Consider the following 17,492-nt stretch of genomic DNA (forward strand, 5'->3'; position numbering starts at 1 on the left):
TAATTTTTAAAAAAGGTAAAATATTAAATATTAAGAGGTGCTTGTTTTTTATGAAAAATTACTATGAAGATATAATGCAAAAAATTAATGAAATTATGAGCAAAAATGATTATGATGAGGCTTTCAAAATTGTTTGTGAAGAATTAAGTGCTCCGTATGTCCCTCAAGATTTTGAAAAACAATTAGAACAAATGCAAAAAATTATAATGGAAAAAATTAAGTTTGAAGAAAAAAACTTTACAAATTGAAATACGGAAAAAGTTGCAAATATTATGGCAAAAAAATTAGACCAAGATTCTCATTTAATGGCATTTGATGCACTAAGAGGATTAAATGCCAGATTAATTTTAGAAGATATTAAAGCTTACTTATTAGATAGTGAAATTAAACCAGAGTATAAAACTTTTTTAATTATGGTTTTAATTGAACAATTAGTCGATCAAGAAATATTGATTGAAAAGAACGGTAGCAAGATTTCAATAAATCCCGCAAAGTATAATTTGAGAGAAGCACAAGATATTTTAAAAGATATTGAATTAAAAATAGAACAAACTATCTATGATTCAAATCCAAGTCTATTTACAATTTGTCAGCATATTGCAAATACTTATTTTTATAATGTTTTTCCAATTTTAAATTTTGACAAATTTACTTTAAATGATTTAGCAATGGCAATTATTATGAAAGCATGTGATTCATTAGGAATTGTTTTAGAAGAAAGTTTAGAATTAAAAATAGATTTTAATAAGGAAAATACAATGATATTATTAAGTGAGTTAAATAATATCATTTAAAGAAAAGAGGTAAAAATTATGATAAAAACAACTTTCACAGAAGAAGATTTTGTAAAATATAATGACCCAAAAAGCGTTATGATGCAATTATTTGGAGTTACTTGTTCAGTTTGTGGAATTGATGAAATTGATTATGTAGATGAAAAGGCACCAAAAACTTTAGGACAGATTGCTAAAGAAATATTGGATGAAGATCCAGAAATTGATGATGATGAACTAAATGACATGATAGAGCCTCAAATTGATGCATGACAAGAGTTAGATGATTATAATGCTTCAATTGGTATGCCAACATTTTTATGCCATAACTGTTATACTCAATTAATTAATGGTGAAATATCAATATCAATGAATGGTGATATTGTAGATTAAAAAATAAAAAGAGGAGAACTTAGTTCATGAAATTTGTAGATTTAGCGCATTTTAATATCAAATCTGGTAAAGGTGGCGATGGAGCCGTTTCTTTTCGTCATGAACTATACGTAGCAAATGGTGGACCTAATGGTGGTGATGGGGGTAAAGGTGGCGATATTATTTTTATAGCTGATGAAGGTAAGTCATCACTTTTAGATTTAAAATTACAGAAGTTTTATAGTGCAGAAGATGGTTTTAAAGGTGACATAAAAAATATGCACGGTAAGAATGGGAAAGATACCTATATTAAAGTTCCAGTAGGAACAATTATTTATAATAACGATACTAATGAATTATTATTCGATTTTATTAGTGATGGTCAACAAGAAGTACTTGCTCAAGGTGGTAAAGGTGGCAGAGGAAATGCAAGATTTGCAAATTCGAGAAATAAAGCACCTACAATTTTTGAAGCTGGAGATCCAGGTCAAGAAGTAAATATTAAAGCAGAATTAAAAGTATTAGCAGATGTTGGTTTTGTTGGTCTCCCTAATGCAGGTAAATCTACTTTATTAAGAGCGATTTCTAATTCAAAACCTCAAATTGCAGATTATCCATTTACAACTTTAAATCCCCAGCTGGGAGTAAGTAGAGATAAAAGTGGAAGAACTTTTACAGTTGCTGATTTACCTGGTTTAATTGAAGGAGCAAGTTTAGGAAAAGGTTTAGGACATGAATTTTTAAGACACATTGAAAGATGTAAAATAATTTGTCACGTTATTGATATGTCAGGAAATTACGCAACTGAAGATGTTATCAAAAATTATGAATTAATTAGAAAAGAGTTAATTGAATATAATTTTAATTTAGAAAAAAGAGTTGAAATTATTGTTGCTAATAAAATTGATATTGATGAAGCAAAAATTAATCTTTTATATTTTAAAGAAAAATATAAAGATAAAAAAATTATTGAAGTGTCAGGATTAACTAAAATTAATATTGATGAGTTATTATTAGAGATTGGTTCTACTTTGGAAGTTGTTAAAGATATTCCTTTATGAGAAATTAAAGATGAAAATCCTCAAGATTATAAAGTTTATAATTTTGAAACTGATTTAAAAGATATTCAAGTGAAAAACCTTGGAAATGGTAAATGAAAAATTGAGGGAGAAGATGTTTATAAGGCATATCAAAAAACTCCAATTTCAACTTATGATAACTTACTGTTGTTTAATGAAAAACTTAAACATTTAGGAGTTTATAATATTTTAAGAGAAAGAGGAGCACAACGTGGTGATATTGTAAAGGTTTTTGATATAGAATTGGAGTGAATGGATTAATATGCAACTAAAAGAATATATAGATTATTTAGTACAATGATTACAACAAGAGGTAAAAAAAGCAAATCAAAAAGGAGTTATTGTAGGAATTAGTGGGGGAATTGATTCAGCTGTTGTTGCAGCTATTGCAAAAAAAGCTTTTCCAAATGACTATTTGACAGTTTGAATGCCATGTAACTCTAGTGATCTAGATGAAAAATGTAAGTTAGAACTAATTGAAAAATTTGATTTAAAAAATGTATCTGTTGATTTATCAAAAACTTTTAATGTTTTATCTGATTCATTAAATGATTCTGGAATTAAACAATCAAAAATTGCACTTGCAAATTCTAAAGCTAGATTAAGAATGACAACACTTTACTCAATGGCTCAAACTCATAATTACTTAGTTTTGGGAACGGATAATGCAGATGAATGGCATATAGGTTATTTCACAAAATTTGGTGATGGTGGAGTTGATTTACTTCCAATAGTTCATCTTTTAAAAAGAGAAGTTAGAGAGGCTGCAAAAATTTTAGGTGTTCCTCAATCAATTATAAATAGAGCACCAACTGCTAGTCTATGAGAAGACCAAACAGATGAATCTGAAATTGGCTTCAGTTATGACTTAATAGATGATTATATTAGCGGTAAATCAGTTGATAAAGCAGTAAAAGATAGAGTTGATTATTTACACAAAATTTCTGAACATAAAAGAATTGGTGCTCCAATACCTAAAAATATTAGATAGTTAGTGATTGAAAATATTAAGTTTAATCACTTCTTTTTTTTTTTTTTTTTGATAAAATGGCGGTAAAGGGGAAAAATAAAATGAAAAAATTATTAGCAGTACTTGGTTCAATAACATTAATAACTTCAAGTTCATTTACAGTTGTATCTTGTTTTGGAGGTAAAACAGACACATCAGAAGATAAAAAAACAACTTGAACTGATGAAGAAATTTTGCAGAGATTTGGTTCATTAGAAATTAATCAATTAGAAAATGGTGATTTAGAGCTATCTTCAAAAGAAGATCACTTTAAAATTTGATCAGGATCAGATGATGGAAATAAGTATCAAAGAGTTGTTAAAAGTCAGGATGTAGAAGGAATTAAAGCTAATTTTTTATATGATAGTTTACTTCCACCAGAAGCAAGTTTAGAAAATCCATTTGGAATTGAATTGATGTCAGCATTTTATGTTGGTAAAAGTGAAGAGGAAGTTAAAAATGCATTTCCTAAATCACACAGTAAAACTGTATTAGAATTTGGCTCAGAAATGACATATGATAATCAATTTAAATGAAGAAATAAAAATGCTTTTTCAATATTTTTAGGTTCAGGACCAAGAGAAGGTAATACTTTTTCATGTACAAGAATGTGATCTAAAACAATAAAAGTAAAAACTAATCAAGGAGAAGATATGTATGTAGGCTTATTTTCTCTATATGTAGATTATTTTGTAGGATATGTAACAACTAATTTAAGTTCTTGAATGAAAGATTTTTTTGAAGAATATAAAAGTCAATTAAAGTCTCCTAATTTAGAAATTGTAGAGGAAGTAAATCAAAAACAAGAGATTATTGCTAATAAGGATAATCAACATTTAAAATTAAAATTGAGTAATGCTGAGTTTACATTTAATGATTCAATTAAATATAAAAATGATGAAAATAGAAAAATTAATGCAGCACTTAATTTATATCTCAATAATAAAATTTGAAATCATTGAGAAGAATTTAATTATAAATATGAAGACTCAGATTATGATGGATTTAACTTTTTTGAAACAATTGACTCAGAAAAACCTAATAGTGATAATCATTATAATTATGGTTTTGAACTATCAGGTCCAAATCAAAAAAGATGAGATTATAATAGTATAATTTATACAAAAATAGATATAGTAGAATAACTAAATTAAGGGGAAAAATAAAATGAAAAAATTATTAGCAGTACTTGGTTCAATAACATTAGTAACTTCAAGTTCATTTACAGTTGTATCTTGTTTTGGAGGTAAAATAGACCCACCAGAAGATAAAAAAACAACTTGAACTGATGAAGAAATTTTGGAAAGATTTGGATCATTAGAAATTAATCAATTAGAAAATGGTGATTTAGAGTTATCTTCAAAAGAAGACCACTTTAAAATTTGATCAGGATCAGATGATGGAAATAAGTATGAAAGAGTTGTTAAAAGTCAGGATGTAGAAGAAATTAACACTAATTTTTTATATGATAGTTTACTTCCACCAGAAGCAAGTTTAGAAAATCCATTTGGAATTGAATTGATGTCAGCATTTTATATTGGTAAAAGTGAAGAGGAAGTTAAAAATGCATTTCCTAAATTACACAGTAAAACTGTATTAGAATTTGGCTCAGAAATGACATATGATAATCAATTTAAATGAAGAAATAAAAATGCTTTTTCAATATTTTTAGGTACAGGACCAAGAGAAGGTAATACTTTTTCATGTACAAGAATGTGATCTAAAACAATAAAAGTAAAAACTAATCAAGGAGAAGATATGTATGTAGGCTTATTTTCTCTATATGTAGATTATTTTGTAGGATATGTAACAACTAATTTAAGTTCTTGAATGAAAGATTTTTTTGAAGAATATAAAAGTCAATTAGATTCTCCTTATTTGAAAATTCAAGAAGATATAAATCAAGAAATCAATGATACTAATGCAAATAATCAGCATTTACATTTAAGATTTGAAAATGCTAACTTTAAATTTACTCAAAAAATTAATTATAGAGAAGATGAAAATGAAGAGATAGAAACTATGAAAGTATCAGAAGCATTAAATTTATACCTTTTGCATCAAATTTCATTACATCATTATGGATTTAATTCTAAAAATGAAAAATCAGATTATAGTGGTTTTAAATTCAATTGGGATTTGGACTTAGAAGATCCTAATAAGGAGGATTATGATAATCATTATAATTATGGTTTTGAACTATCAGGTCCAAATCAAAAAAGATGAGATTATAATAGTATAATTTATACAAAAATAGATATAGTAGAATAACTAAATAAAGGTGAATAAAATGAAAAAATTATTAGCAGTACTTGGTTCAATAACATTAGTAACTTCAAGCTCATTTACAGTTGTATCTTGTTTTGGAGGTAAAATAGACCCACCAGAAGATAAAAAAACAACTTGAACTGATGAAGAAATTTTGGAGAGATTTGGATCATTAGAAATTAATCAATTAGAAAATGGTGATTTAGAGTTATCTTCAAAAGAAGACCACTTTAAAATTTGATCAGGTTCAAATGATGGAAATAAGTACAAAAGAGTTATTGATAGCGAAGATGTAGAAAAAAATAGTGTTAATTTTTTATATGATAGTCTACTTCCAACAGGAGCAAATTTAGAAAATCCATTTGGAATTGAATTGATGTCTGCATTTTATGTTGGTAAAAGTGAACAGGAAGTTAATACTGCACTTGCAAAATCTCACAGTGATGCCGTTAAAGAATTTGGCTCAGAAATGACAAATAATAATCAATGAAACTTGAGAGAAAAAAATGCTTTTTCAATATTTTTAGGTTCAGGACCAAGAGAAGGGAATACTTTTTCATGCACAAGAATGTGATATAAGACTATAAAAGTAAAAACTATTCAAGGTGAAGATATGTATATAGGCTTATTTTCTCTATATGTAGATTATTTTATAGGATATGTTACAAATAATTTAAGTTCTTGAATAAAAGATTTTTTTGAAGAATATAAAATTCAATTAGAGTCTCCTAATTTAGAAATTAAAGAGCTTGTAAATGAAAGTGCAAATATTAGTACAAATCCCAATAACCAACATTTAAATTTAAAATTTTCAAATGCTAATTTTAAATTTAATGGGATAATGGAATATAAGAGAGATGAAAATTCAGAACTTGAAAGTATAAAAATTTTTTCAGCACTTAATTTATATATTAAAGATAAAATTTGAAATCATTCGTATGAATTTAATTCTAAATATGAAAACTCAAATTATAAAGATTTTTTATTCGATGATAGAAGCGATTTAAATGATCCTAATAATGATCCTGAGACACATTATAACAATGGATTTGAAATATGAGGTCCAAACAATAAGAGATGAGATTATAATAGTATAATTTATACAAAAATAGATATAGTCAACAAAGAGGAAAAAAATAATTTTTAGATTAAAAACTTCAACTTTAATAAGTTGAAGTTTTATTTATATTTTTAAAACTCTTAAAATTTAATTAAATTCTTAATTATTAAAACTTTTTTACATTAATAGACGTTTTTGTTAGATAATTAAATAAATAAGGAGAACTATAAAATGACAGAAGTACAAGCAAATAGTATAAGTGAATATATTGATAATTTACCTGATGAAATAGCAGATAAGATGTTTGAGGAATTAATAGCAGGTATGAGTTTATATTTTGCAATCGTTTTATTTGGTGAAGAAATTGAAAAAAATTATGAACCACTAAAATTAGACGGTAAATCTCTTGAAGAAATATCAAGAGTTGTTAAAGAAAACGAAATAGGAGAAGAAGAGGTTTATTCTGCATTAATGGGTTCATTACAAGAAGAATCAGATGCTGAATTATTTGCAGAAGATTGTGTTCAATCAATTGCTTTTAGTCCTGAATTTCCTAAAGAAGTTTTAGCAAAATTAGAAGAATTAAATATTGAAATTAATGATTTTTCAATGAATTTAATTGTTACTTTAAAAGATGAATTTATTGACTTTTTTGTTAATGATTTAGATATTCAAGAGTGAAAAAACGATATTATTGATGCATTAGTGGCAAGCTGAGACTAATAAAAAAAATAAAACTAGATTTAAAAAAATCTAGTTTTTTTAATAAATATGATATTATAATATTAATTGTAGATAGGGTATTTACAGTTGGGCTAAAAAAGGTGATTGTTATGAAAACACTATTATTAAGTAAAACAAATTTTAAAGTATTAGACTTTAGTCTTCCTTTATGAGTTGTATTGCTAGTTTTTACAATAATTGCATCTATTTCTTTAACTATATATTTTTTGATACTTTTTAGAAAAAATAGAAAATTTTATTTTGAAAAAGAACAGGTATCAGCAGATGAATTTAAAAGACTTGAAAAATTTGAAATTCAAAGAAATAATTTTGAGCTAGAAATAGCAAAAATTAGAAAAATTCAAAGAGATAGAATAAAAAAATAAAACCTTTTTATGCTCATAAAAAAGGGGGCACTTTTTATGAGTGGATTAATAAATCCAATTAAAAATGAAGAATTAAATGATAATCAAAACCAACAAACAGTTGGAACTTTTGCGTTGAATTCAAATCCTCAAAATAACCCTAATTATTTTAATGAAACAGCTATTTATCAAAAAAATTTAATTGAAAATAAAAACTCTGGTTATATAAGACCAAGACAATTAAATTTTGATAATAGTTATCAACAAAATAAAATGCCAGAATATAAAAGAAGCGAAATTAGAGATCCCAATGAAAAAGTTTATTTTCAAAATAATCAAAGGGATTTTATGCAATATCAACAACCACGATATCAACCATCTCAAATACAATCTTATGTAAATTATCAAAATCAATATAATAATAATCTAAAACAAGAACGTTTAGATTTTGAAAATATGTCAAGAATTAACTATGGAAATTATAGAGATGAAAATCAATATAACAGAATGGTTTATCCACCAAATAATCAAATTAATAATATTCAAAGAAATGAAATTTATAGTAATAAACCTCTATATGAAAATTATCATATGCCAAATAATAATATGCAATATGGCTATAATGATTTTTCAAATAATAATCAATTTTATAATCCAAATCCAAATTTTGGATATAATCCAGAAGTTGATTATGCACCTGTAAGTTCAAACAACTATAATCCATATGAACATAATTCATATGGACAAAGAATGAAAAATGCAAATATTATTCCTAAAGAAATTGCAAGAGAAATAAGAAGTGAAAAATTAAGAATATTTTTAATATTCTTAATAGGAGTTGTTGGAATAATTACAAGTTCAATTATGTTAGCAATATATTATAAAGCTGGTGAAGCAGGAACTTACATGGGTGTTGAGAGAGCAAAAGTTATGTATCCATTTTTCTCAATTACTTTATTAATTGTGGCTTCAGGATTTTTTATAACAAGTTTAACTGATTTTGCTTTTATTTACTCAAATGTGAAAAAATATGAAAAGGACCTTTTATTTGGCAAGGAACTCGTACCTTATTTCATAACAAGAAATTATAGAAGTTTAATTTCAAGAGGAGTCTTTTTAAACTGAGTCGCCTTTTGTATTTACATCTTTGGAGCAATTTCATTGGGAATAATGTATGGTTTACAAAGTAAATTTTTAAATGGGGGAAAAATTTATTTCTTCTTTTGAGAAGTAAAATTAAAATCATTAGATTCAGAAATTAAAACAAATATTGTTATTTTATTTATTACTTTAATAGTTCATGTATTAAACATTGTAACAACTAGAACAAGAAAAAATAATTTAATTGGATATTATGGTTATGAAATAATACCACAACATGAAATCAAAGAAATTAGAAAAAGAGCAAATAAAATTTGTATGATAATATTCTTTACTTCAATGGCAATTATTTTATTCTTAATTGTTATACCTTGATTAATTATTAGAAAAAAAAGAGGTCTTTCATTAACACCATGAGGAGCAATAAAATAATTGACAGAAAAATTAATAGTTTGTATGTTCACATTCCATTTTGTGAACATATTTGCTTTTATTGTGATTTTGTAAAAGTTAAAAAACCCCAAGATCCCCAAGTAATTGAAAAGTATTTAGATAAAATTGAATTAGAGTTAGAATCATATAAAAATAGACTAGATGATGTTCAAAGTATTTATATTGGTGGGGGAACACCTAGTTGCTTAAATGAAGAACAAACAACAAGAATGTGTACAATTCTTTCAAAATATACTAACAAAGAAAATTTTGAATATTCAATAGAACTAAATCCTGAATCAGTTACAATAGAAAAATTAAATATTTATAAAAAATTTAACATTAATCGAATCAGTATGGGAATTCAAACATTTGATAATGAACTTCTAAAAAAAATTGGAAGAATTCATGATAACTCGTTGGCAATAAAAGCTTATAAATTAATTAAAAAAGCAGGCTTTAAAAATGTCAGTATTGATTTAATGTATAATTTATATGATCAAACTAAAAAAAATATAGCAACAGATTTGGAGTATCTTAAAGATTTGAAACCAGATCATATTTCTTGGTATTCTTTAATAATGAAAGAAAAATCAGTTTGAGGAAGAAAAAATATGAAAGTGCCTGAAAATGATGAACTTTTTGATGAATTAGTTAATCAAGGTCTTAAAGATTTGGGCTACATTAGATATGAAATTTCGAATTATGCTTTAGGCAAAGATAATAAATCACTTCATAATATTAGTTATTGAAATAATTCTACTTTTGCTGGAGTAGGTATTGGAGCTACAGGTTTTGAACAAATTGAAGGTAAGTATTATTTAACTAAAAATGAAGGTAATATTTTAAACTATAAAAAAGAATTTGAATTACTTTCTCAAGAAGATTACTTTTTTCAAATTATAATGATGGGCTTAAGAATGGTAGAGGGAATTGATATTTCCTTAGAAAAAAACAAAGATATAATTGATTTTTATCAAGAAAAAATCCAAGAAAAAATTAAACAAAATTTATTAGAAATAGTTAATAACAATCTTAGATGTACGGAAAGGGGATTTAATATCTTGAATGAGATATTAATTGATTTTTTATAATATGAAAAAAGCTTTAATTGTAGTTGATTATCAATATGATTTTGCCCATCCATTGGGAAAACTTTATGTTCCTCAAGGAGAGTTAATTAAAAAAGAGATTGAAAATAAAATCATAGAATATAAAAATAATGGAGATTATGTTATTTTTTCAGGGGACTTTCATCCACAAAAACATGTTTCATTTAAACAATGACCAGAACATTGTGTTGTTGGTTCAAAAGGTGCAGAATTTTTTGTTGATTCATCAAATGTTGATTTAATAATAAAAAAAGGAACTAAACTAGAATATGATAGCTATTCTGCTTTTTATATTTCTAAAGATACAAAAAATAGAGAAGAATTAAATGTAGAATCACAATTAGATTCTTGATTAAAAAATAAAAAAATTGAAGATTTAGAGATTTGTGGTTTAGCATTAGATGTTTGCGTTCAAGCAACATATGATGATGCTATTAAAAAAGGATATAAATCTGTAATAAATTATAATCTTTGTAAAAAAATAAAATAAAGTATCGATTAATTGTTTGGAGGATTATATGCTTGAACAATTAAAAAATATTAACAATAACAATTTTGCTCTTTTAAAAGTAGTAAATAATGATAATTTTGTTGATTTTAAAGATATTATATATAATTTTTTAAATCAGCCTCAAATAAGAATTGAAAAGAAATATGATATACTTTTTTCTCAGGCTTTTAAGATTAATTGTTTTAAAAAGGTCGTAAAAGAATTGGAAAAAGAGTTTACTAAAAATTATGTTTTATGAAAATTAACTGAAAATATATCTTATTGAACATCAATCTTTTTTTCAAGTAAATTTTCTATAGGAAATGGAATGATAATTTTACAAAAAATATTCATTTTAAAACAAATTTTCTTAGTTCAATTAAGGTACAATTCAAATATTTGATTGAAATTAAATAAAAAGCAAACTGAGAAAATTAAGCCCTCTAAAAATTTAGACAATATTAATTACAAGTTACTTTTATTATTTTGTGATTTTAATGAAAATGAGGATTTGAGAAGTCTTATTACTAAAGAACAAAAGGAACTTTTAAATTTAGTTTTAAAATCAGATAAAATTGAAGATTATGTTGAATTGAATAATAAGATCAAGATAAATATATTTAAATATTTACCAATAAATATAAAACTTTTTCAAGGTGAAGTAACTAGATTAACTTCAAAATTAAATAAAAAAGAAAAAGCAAAGTTAGCTTATGTTACATTTATGCAACTTTACTGTATTTTTGTTGAAGAAAATTATATTAATAAAAATTAAAAAGACACCATTTATTTGGTGTTTTTTTGTTAAAAATTTCAAAAATTAGCACTTAAACATTGACATTGCTAAAACAAAATGTAATATATTATTGATTAGCAATTAGATACATAGAGTGCTAATTAAGAGGAGGAATGTTTATGGATTTTACACAAAAACCAGATCCTTTAAATGATCCAGAAATCCTAAATAAATATACAAGGGATTTAACAAAGGATGCTAAAGAGGGAAAAATAGATCCAATCATTGGTAGAGATGATGAGATTATGCGAGTAATTAGAATCTTAAGTAGAAAAACCAAAAACAACCCGGTTTTAATTGGAGAACCTGGTGTTGGTAAAACAGCTATTGCAGAAGGTTTAGCTCAACGTATAAATAAAGGTGATGTTCCAAGTGTTTTGAAAGATAAAAAAATTCTAGAACTAGATATGGGAAGTGTCATGGCTGGTGCTAGTTTTTTAGGAGATTATGAAGCAAGAATTAAGGGAATTGTAAATGCAATTCAAAAAGAAAATGGTCAAATAATATTATTTATTGATGAACTACACTTAATTGTAGGAGCAGGAAAAACTGGAAATGGTGGAGGAATGGATGTATCCAATTTACTAAAACCATCTCTTGCAAGAGGTGGTATAAAAGTAATTGGAGCCACAACTTTAAAAGAATATCGAGAGTACATTGAAAAAGATGCAGCATTAGAAAGAAGATTTCAAAAGGTGATTGTAAGTGAACCTACTATTGAAGAAACAATTTCAATTTTAAGGGGCCTAAAAGAACGTTTTGAAACATATCATGGAGTAAGAATCCATGATAATGCTTTAGTAGCAGCAGCACAATTAAGTGATCGATATATTTCAGATAGATTTTTACCAGATAAAGCAATTGATTTAGTAGATGAAGCTAGTGCAACAATTAAAACAGAATTAGCTTCAGTTCCTACAGAACTATATCAAATTGATAGAAAAGTTATGCAATTAGAAATTGAAAAAGCAGCTCTTTCTAAAGAACAAGATGATAAGTCAAAAGAGAGATTACAACAAGCTGAAAAAGAACTTAAAAAATTAAAAGTTATACAAGCTGATTTCAATAATAAATGAAATTCTGAAAAAAAATCATTAGAAAAAATTAATCAATTTAGATCCACAATTGATAGTTTAAAAATAGAATTAGAACAAGTTCAAGCACAAGCTAATTATCAAAGAGCTGGAGAAATTCAATATTCATTATTACCTGCATTGGAAAAACAATTAAGTTCAGCTTTAGATAATAATAAGGAAAAATTGATATCTGAAGAAGTAAGTGAAACAGAAATTGCTTCAATTGTTTCTAAATGAACTGGAATTGAGATGGAAAACCTAATTGAAAGTGAAAAGCAAAAGCTTTTAGGTTTAAGTACAGCACTTAAAAAAATGGTGAGGGGTCAAAATCAAGCACTTGATTTAGTCTCTGATGCAATTATTAGAAGTAGAAGTGGAATTAAAGATCCTAATAAACCAATAGGAAGTTTCCTATTCTTAGGTCCAACTGGTGTTGGTAAAACTGAGGTTGCAAAATCACTTGCAAAAAATTTATTTGGAAGTGAAAAGAAAATGTTACGTTTTGATATGTCAGAATACATGGAAAAACATTCAGTATCTAAATTATTAGGTTCTCCTCCAGGTTATGTTGGTTATGAAGAAGGAGGTAAACTTACTGAAGCTGTTAGAAGAGCTCCATATTCAATATTATTATTTGATGAAGTAGAAAAAGCTCATCCGGATGTATTTAATATATTTTTACAAATTTTAGATGATGGTAGAGTTACTGATTCACTTGGTAAAACGATAGATTTTAAAAATACAATAATAATTATGACTTCAAACATTGGTTCTGAATATTTAATTTCAACACCACCTGAATTAATTGATCAAGATATTCTAACTGAAAATTTAAGAAAATTCTTTAGACCTGAATTTTTAAATAGAATTGATAACATTGTTAACTTTAATGCTTTATCAAAAGATGTGATTAAAGAAATTATTATAAAAACTTTGGATGAATTAAAGGAAAGAGTTTTATTAACAAATGAATACATAATAAACTTCACAGATTCATCAATTAAAAAAGTTTTAGAAGAAGGTTATGATCAACAATATGGTGCTCGTCCAATTAAAAGATATATCGAAAGAAATATTGAAACTTTAATTGCAAGAGCTATAGTTTCAGGGGAAATAGAACCAAAGAGAAATTATGTAATTGATGTTAATAATAACAATTTTGTACTATCAACTTCAAATAAATTAAATTAGCACTTGATTATTAAGAGTGCTATTGATAAACTAGAAATGTATTGTTATGGAGGTGTTTTTAATTGTTAACAAAACGTCAAAATTTAATTTTGAAATCTATTATTGAAGAATATATTAAAACTGCATTACCAGTTGGTTCTAAAAGAATTCAAGAGGTTTTAACAATGGAAGTATCTTCAGCAACAATTAGAAATGAATCAGCATTTTTAGAAGAACAAGGCTTTTTAGAAAAAGCACATACGTCTTCAGGAAAAGTTCCTTCAACAAAGGGTTATCGATATTATGTTGATAACCTTATGGAATCAAATAATATTGAAGATATCAAAGTTCAAATCAATGAAATTTTTAAAAAAAGAGGAGCGACTATTGATGAAATTTTAGAAAAAACTTCATCAATATTAAGTGAGATGACAAAGTTAGCAACAGTTGTTGCTACTTCAGAAATTAATGGAGAGTTGCTTTTATCAAAAATTGAGTTAATACCAATTTCAAGTAAGTCAGCAGTAGTTATATTTGTTCTTTCAAACGGAGCAATTGAAAATAAAAATATAAGTCTTGATTCAATAAGTTTAGAAGAATTAAGATTATCAATTGATTTATTTAATGAGAGATTAATAAACTCAAAAATTTCAGAAATTGAAACTAAATCTCAGGCGATGATTCCTGTTTTAAGACAACAAGTTAAAAAGTATGAATTTGTCTTACAAACTTTAATTGGTGCGTTGATTCATACCGACTCAAATAAATCAAGAACAAGTGGTGTCAAATATTTATTAGAAAATCCAGAGTTTAATGATGCAAAAAAAATAAAAGATATTATTCAATTTATTGAAAATGCTTCTCCTTTTGTTTGATTTAATTATCAAAGTAAAACAAACAAAACCACTGTTGCTATTGGTTTAGAAACAGGTAATCAAAATGATGATATTGCAGTTATTGGAACAAACTTCCCCACAAAAGGTGGGGGCAAAGGTGCTTTAGCTCTAGTTGGGCCTAAAAGAATTGAATATGATAAAGTATCAAAACTTTTAGAATGAATAAGCAATAAAATCGAAGAAAAATTTTTGTTGGAAGGAGAATAACAATGGAAAAAGAAAAAATGAAATCAATTTTAGATTTATTTGAAAATATTAAAAAAGAATTAAAAATAGATTCAAAAGAAAACAAAGATCAAAAAAACAATAAAGATCACAAAGAACAAAAAAATCCTCATGAAAATAAGGACAGTAAAGAAAATAAGGATAAAAATCACGATAAAGAAAATAAAGTTGAAGAACTTACTAATATTGAAAAATTAGAATTAGAGTTTGTCGCTTTAAATGAGCAAATTGCAAAACTTGAAGAAGCAAGATTAATTGCAGTTGCAGATAATCAAAATACAGTTAGAAGATTCCAAAATGAAAGTGCTTTGGTTAGAAAATATGGTGGAGAAAAATTAGCCTCTGAGTTAATTCCAGCAATAGATATGTTTAGAGGAGTTTTAAAATCAACTCCTGATAATCCCGAAATTAAAAATTATTTAATGGGATTTGAAATGATTATTAATCAAATTGATCAAGCATTAACTAATGCTGGGGTGACAATGGTTGTTGTAAAACCAGGAGATGATTTCAATCCAGAAGTGCATTCTGCAATTGAACAAGTAAAAAGTGAAGAGTTTAAATCAGGAAAAATAGCAATTGTTGTTTCAAATGGTTATAAACTACATGATAGAGTTATTAAACATGCAGCTGTAAAAGTTGCAGAGTAATTTAGAAAAATATTAAAGGAGAGATTAATTATGGCAAAAGAAAGAATTATAGGAATAGACTTAGGTACAACAAATTCATGTGTAGCTATTATGGAGGGTGGACAACCAATGGTGCTTGAAAACCCTGAAGGTCAAAGAACAACACCATCTGTGGTAGCATTTAAAAATAGTGACATTATTATTGGAGGGGCTGCCAAAAGACAAGCAGTAACAAATCCAAATACAGCAATATCAATTAAACGTGATATGGGAACAAATAAAAAAAGAAATTTAGAAGGTAAAGATTATTCACCAGAACAAATTTCTGCTGAAATTTTAAGATATTTAAAAAAATATGCTGAAGATAAAATTGGTACAAAAGTAACAAAAGCTGTTATTACAGTACCAGCTTATTTCAATGATGCTCAAAGAAAAGCAACAAAAGATGCAGGTAAAATAGCAGGTTTAGATGTTGAAAGAATTATTAACGAACCAACTGCAGCTGCTTTAGCATATGGAATTGATAAACAAGATAAAGAAATGAAAGTTTTAGTTTATGACTTGGGTGGTGGAACATTTGACGTTTCATTGTTAGAATTAGCAGAAGGAACATATGATGTTTTATCAACTTCAGGAGATAATGAATTGGGTGGAGATGACTTTGACCAAAAAATTATGGATTGAATTGGACAAGAAATTAAAAAAGAACATAATATTGATTTATCTAAAGACAAAATGGCTTTACAAAGATTTAAAGATGAAGCTGAAAAAGCAAAAATTAACTTATCAAGTCAAGTTGAAACAGAAATTAATCTACCATTTATTGCTATGAATGAAAATGGTCCAGTTAACTTTTCAACAAAATTATCAAGAGCAGAATTCCAAAAAATGTCAAAAGATTTAGTTGAAAGAACAAGAAAACCAGTTGAGGACGCTTTAAAAGAAGCAAAATTGAAAGCCACTGATATTGATCAAGTTCTTTTAGTTGGTGGTTCAACAAGAATACCAGCAGTTCAAGAATTAGTTAAATCATTACTTGGAAAAGAACCAAATAGAACTATTAACCCAGATGAAGTTGTTGCTATGGGAGCAGCAATTCAAGGTGGAGTTTTAGCTGGTGATGTAACAGATGTTCTATTATTAGACGTTACACCTTTAACATTAGGGATTGAAACAATGGGTGGAGTTATGACACCTTTAATTCAAAGAAATACAACAATTCCTACTGAAAAATCACAAGTTTTCTCAACAGCAGTTGATAACCAACCAGCAGTTGATATTAATGTATTACAAGGTGAAAGACCAATGGCAGCAGATAATAAATCATTAGGACAATTCCAATTAACAGGAATTAAGCCAGCTCCAAAAGGAACACCTCAAATTGAAGTTACATTTAAAATTGATGTAAATGGAATTGTTTCTGTAACTGCAAAAGATAAAGCTACAAATGAAGAAAAAACAATTACAATTTCAAATTCAGGAAGTTTATCTGATGCTGAAATTGAAAGAATGGTTAAAGAAGCAGAAGAAAATCAGGAATCAGATAATAAAAAACGTAAAAATATCGAACTAAAAAATAAAGCTGAAAGTTACTTGAATATAATTGAATCTTCAATGAGCGAAACAGGTGATCAAGTAAATGAAGAGCAAAAAAAACAATCAGAAGAAATGGCAAAAGAAATTCGTGAATTAATTACTAAAGAAGATTATGAAGCTTTAGAGAAAAAAATGAATGAATTAGAACAAGCTATGAAGATGGCTTCTGAAATGGCAGCTCAACAAGCTCAAGCTGGAGCAACTGAAAAACCTAAAGAAGACATTGAAGATAAAAAAGACAAAAAAGATAAAAAAGACAAAAATAAAGATGAAGAATCTAAATAATTTTAAAAAACAACTAATTTGTAGTTGTTTTTTAA

General features: G+C 26.2%; 17 protein-coding genes. All 17 read left to right on the forward strand.

The genetic code is table 4. The features are described from left to right. Positions 1-50: 50 nt before the first annotated feature. The 17 genes from SCANT_RS01570 to dnaK all read left to right on the forward strand — a co-directional run bounded on the left by SCANT_RS01570 (position 51) and on the right by dnaK (position 17,457). A complete protein-coding gene (locus SCANT_RS01570) occupies positions 51-794 on the forward strand; it encodes a DUF3196 family protein (protein ID WP_053945973.1) in 744 nt (247 codons plus the stop codon). Positions 795-812: 18 nt separating this feature from the next. Then, complete coding sequence (locus SCANT_RS01575; RefSeq protein ID WP_053945974.1) at positions 813-1,166, forward strand: hypothetical protein; 354 nt, start codon at positions 813-815, stop codon at positions 1,164-1,166. 26 nt (positions 1,167-1,192) lie between these two features. Beyond that, the gene (obgE, locus tag SCANT_RS01580) at positions 1,193-2,485 is read left to right on the forward strand and encodes a GTPase ObgE (RefSeq protein ID WP_053945975.1); all 1,293 of its coding nucleotides are present in this window, start codon (positions 1,193-1,195) and stop codon (positions 2,483-2,485) included. A 1-nt stretch (position 2,486) separates the two neighbouring features. Continuing rightward, complete coding sequence (gene nadE, locus SCANT_RS01585; protein ID WP_053945976.1) at positions 2,487-3,215, forward strand: NAD(+) synthase; 729 nt, start codon at positions 2,487-2,489, stop codon at positions 3,213-3,215. An 80-nt stretch (positions 3,216-3,295) separates the two neighbouring features. After that, complete coding sequence (locus tag SCANT_RS01590; RefSeq protein ID WP_053945977.1) at positions 3,296-4,378, forward strand: lipoprotein; 1,083 nt, start codon at positions 3,296-3,298, stop codon at positions 4,376-4,378. A gap of 22 nt (positions 4,379-4,400) precedes the next feature. Then, positions 4,401-5,504 (forward strand): lipoprotein, encoded by a 1,104-nt coding sequence (locus SCANT_RS01595; RefSeq protein WP_053945978.1) that lies wholly within the window; start codon positions 4,401-4,403, stop codon positions 5,502-5,504. A 19-nt stretch (positions 5,505-5,523) separates the two neighbouring features. Beyond that, on the forward strand, positions 5,524-6,648 hold the full coding sequence (locus SCANT_RS01600) for a lipoprotein (RefSeq protein ID WP_053945979.1): 1,125 nt from the start codon (positions 5,524-5,526) through the stop codon (positions 6,646-6,648). A 144-nt stretch (positions 6,649-6,792) separates the two neighbouring features. Continuing rightward, positions 6,793-7,284, forward strand: coding sequence for a hypothetical protein (locus SCANT_RS01605; RefSeq protein WP_053945980.1), 492 nt, complete (start codon positions 6,793-6,795; stop codon positions 7,282-7,284). Between the two features lie 110 nt (positions 7,285-7,394). Further along, positions 7,395-7,670 carry a TIGR04561 family membrane protein gene (locus SCANT_RS01610; protein WP_053945981.1) on the forward strand — a complete coding sequence of 92 codons (276 nt, stop codon included), beginning with the start codon at positions 7,395-7,397 and terminating at the stop codon, positions 7,668-7,670. A 36-nt stretch (positions 7,671-7,706) separates the two neighbouring features. Further along, positions 7,707-9,182: an MSC_0882 family membrane protein gene (locus SCANT_RS01615; RefSeq protein ID WP_053945982.1), complete on the forward strand. Its 1,476-nt coding sequence runs from the start codon at positions 7,707-7,709 to the stop codon at positions 9,180-9,182. Beyond that, on the forward strand, positions 9,164-10,276 hold the full coding sequence (gene hemW, locus SCANT_RS01620; RefSeq protein WP_053945983.1) for a radical SAM family heme chaperone HemW: 1,113 nt from the start codon (positions 9,164-9,166) through the stop codon (positions 10,274-10,276). The genes SCANT_RS01615 and hemW overlap by 19 nt, the downstream gene beginning before the upstream one ends. 1 nt (position 10,277) lies before the next feature. Continuing rightward, entirely contained in the window at positions 10,278-10,784 is a 507-nt protein-coding gene (locus SCANT_RS01625; RefSeq protein ID WP_053946672.1) for an isochorismatase family protein, read from the forward strand. Positions 10,785-10,812: 28 nt separating this feature from the next. After that, positions 10,813-11,559 carry a hypothetical protein gene (locus SCANT_RS01630; RefSeq protein ID WP_053945984.1) on the forward strand — a complete coding sequence of 249 codons (747 nt, stop codon included), beginning with the start codon at positions 10,813-10,815 and terminating at the stop codon, positions 11,557-11,559. A gap of 140 nt (positions 11,560-11,699) precedes the next feature. Further along, complete coding sequence (locus tag SCANT_RS01635) at positions 11,700-13,847, forward strand: ATP-dependent Clp protease ATP-binding subunit (protein ID WP_053945985.1); 2,148 nt, start codon at positions 11,700-11,702, stop codon at positions 13,845-13,847. Positions 13,848-13,909: 62 nt separating this feature from the next. Further along, positions 13,910-14,929: a heat-inducible transcriptional repressor HrcA gene (gene hrcA / locus SCANT_RS01640; RefSeq protein WP_053945986.1), complete on the forward strand. Its 1,020-nt coding sequence runs from the start codon at positions 13,910-13,912 to the stop codon at positions 14,927-14,929. A gap of 2 nt (positions 14,930-14,931) precedes the next feature. Beyond that, on the forward strand, positions 14,932-15,597 hold the full coding sequence (locus SCANT_RS01645; RefSeq protein ID WP_053945987.1) for a nucleotide exchange factor GrpE: 666 nt from the start codon (positions 14,932-14,934) through the stop codon (positions 15,595-15,597). Positions 15,598-15,627: 30 nt separating this feature from the next. Then, positions 15,628-17,457, forward strand: coding sequence for a molecular chaperone DnaK (gene dnaK, locus SCANT_RS01650; RefSeq protein WP_053945988.1), 1,830 nt, complete (start codon positions 15,628-15,630; stop codon positions 17,455-17,457). The last annotated feature ends 35 nt before the right edge of the window (positions 17,458-17,492 follow it).

Origin of the sequence: Spiroplasma cantharicola (genome assembly GCF_001281045.1) — a bacterium.
Classification (GTDB): Bacteria; Bacillota_I; Bacilli_A; order Mycoplasmatales; family Mycoplasmataceae; genus Spiroplasma_A; species Spiroplasma_A cantharicola.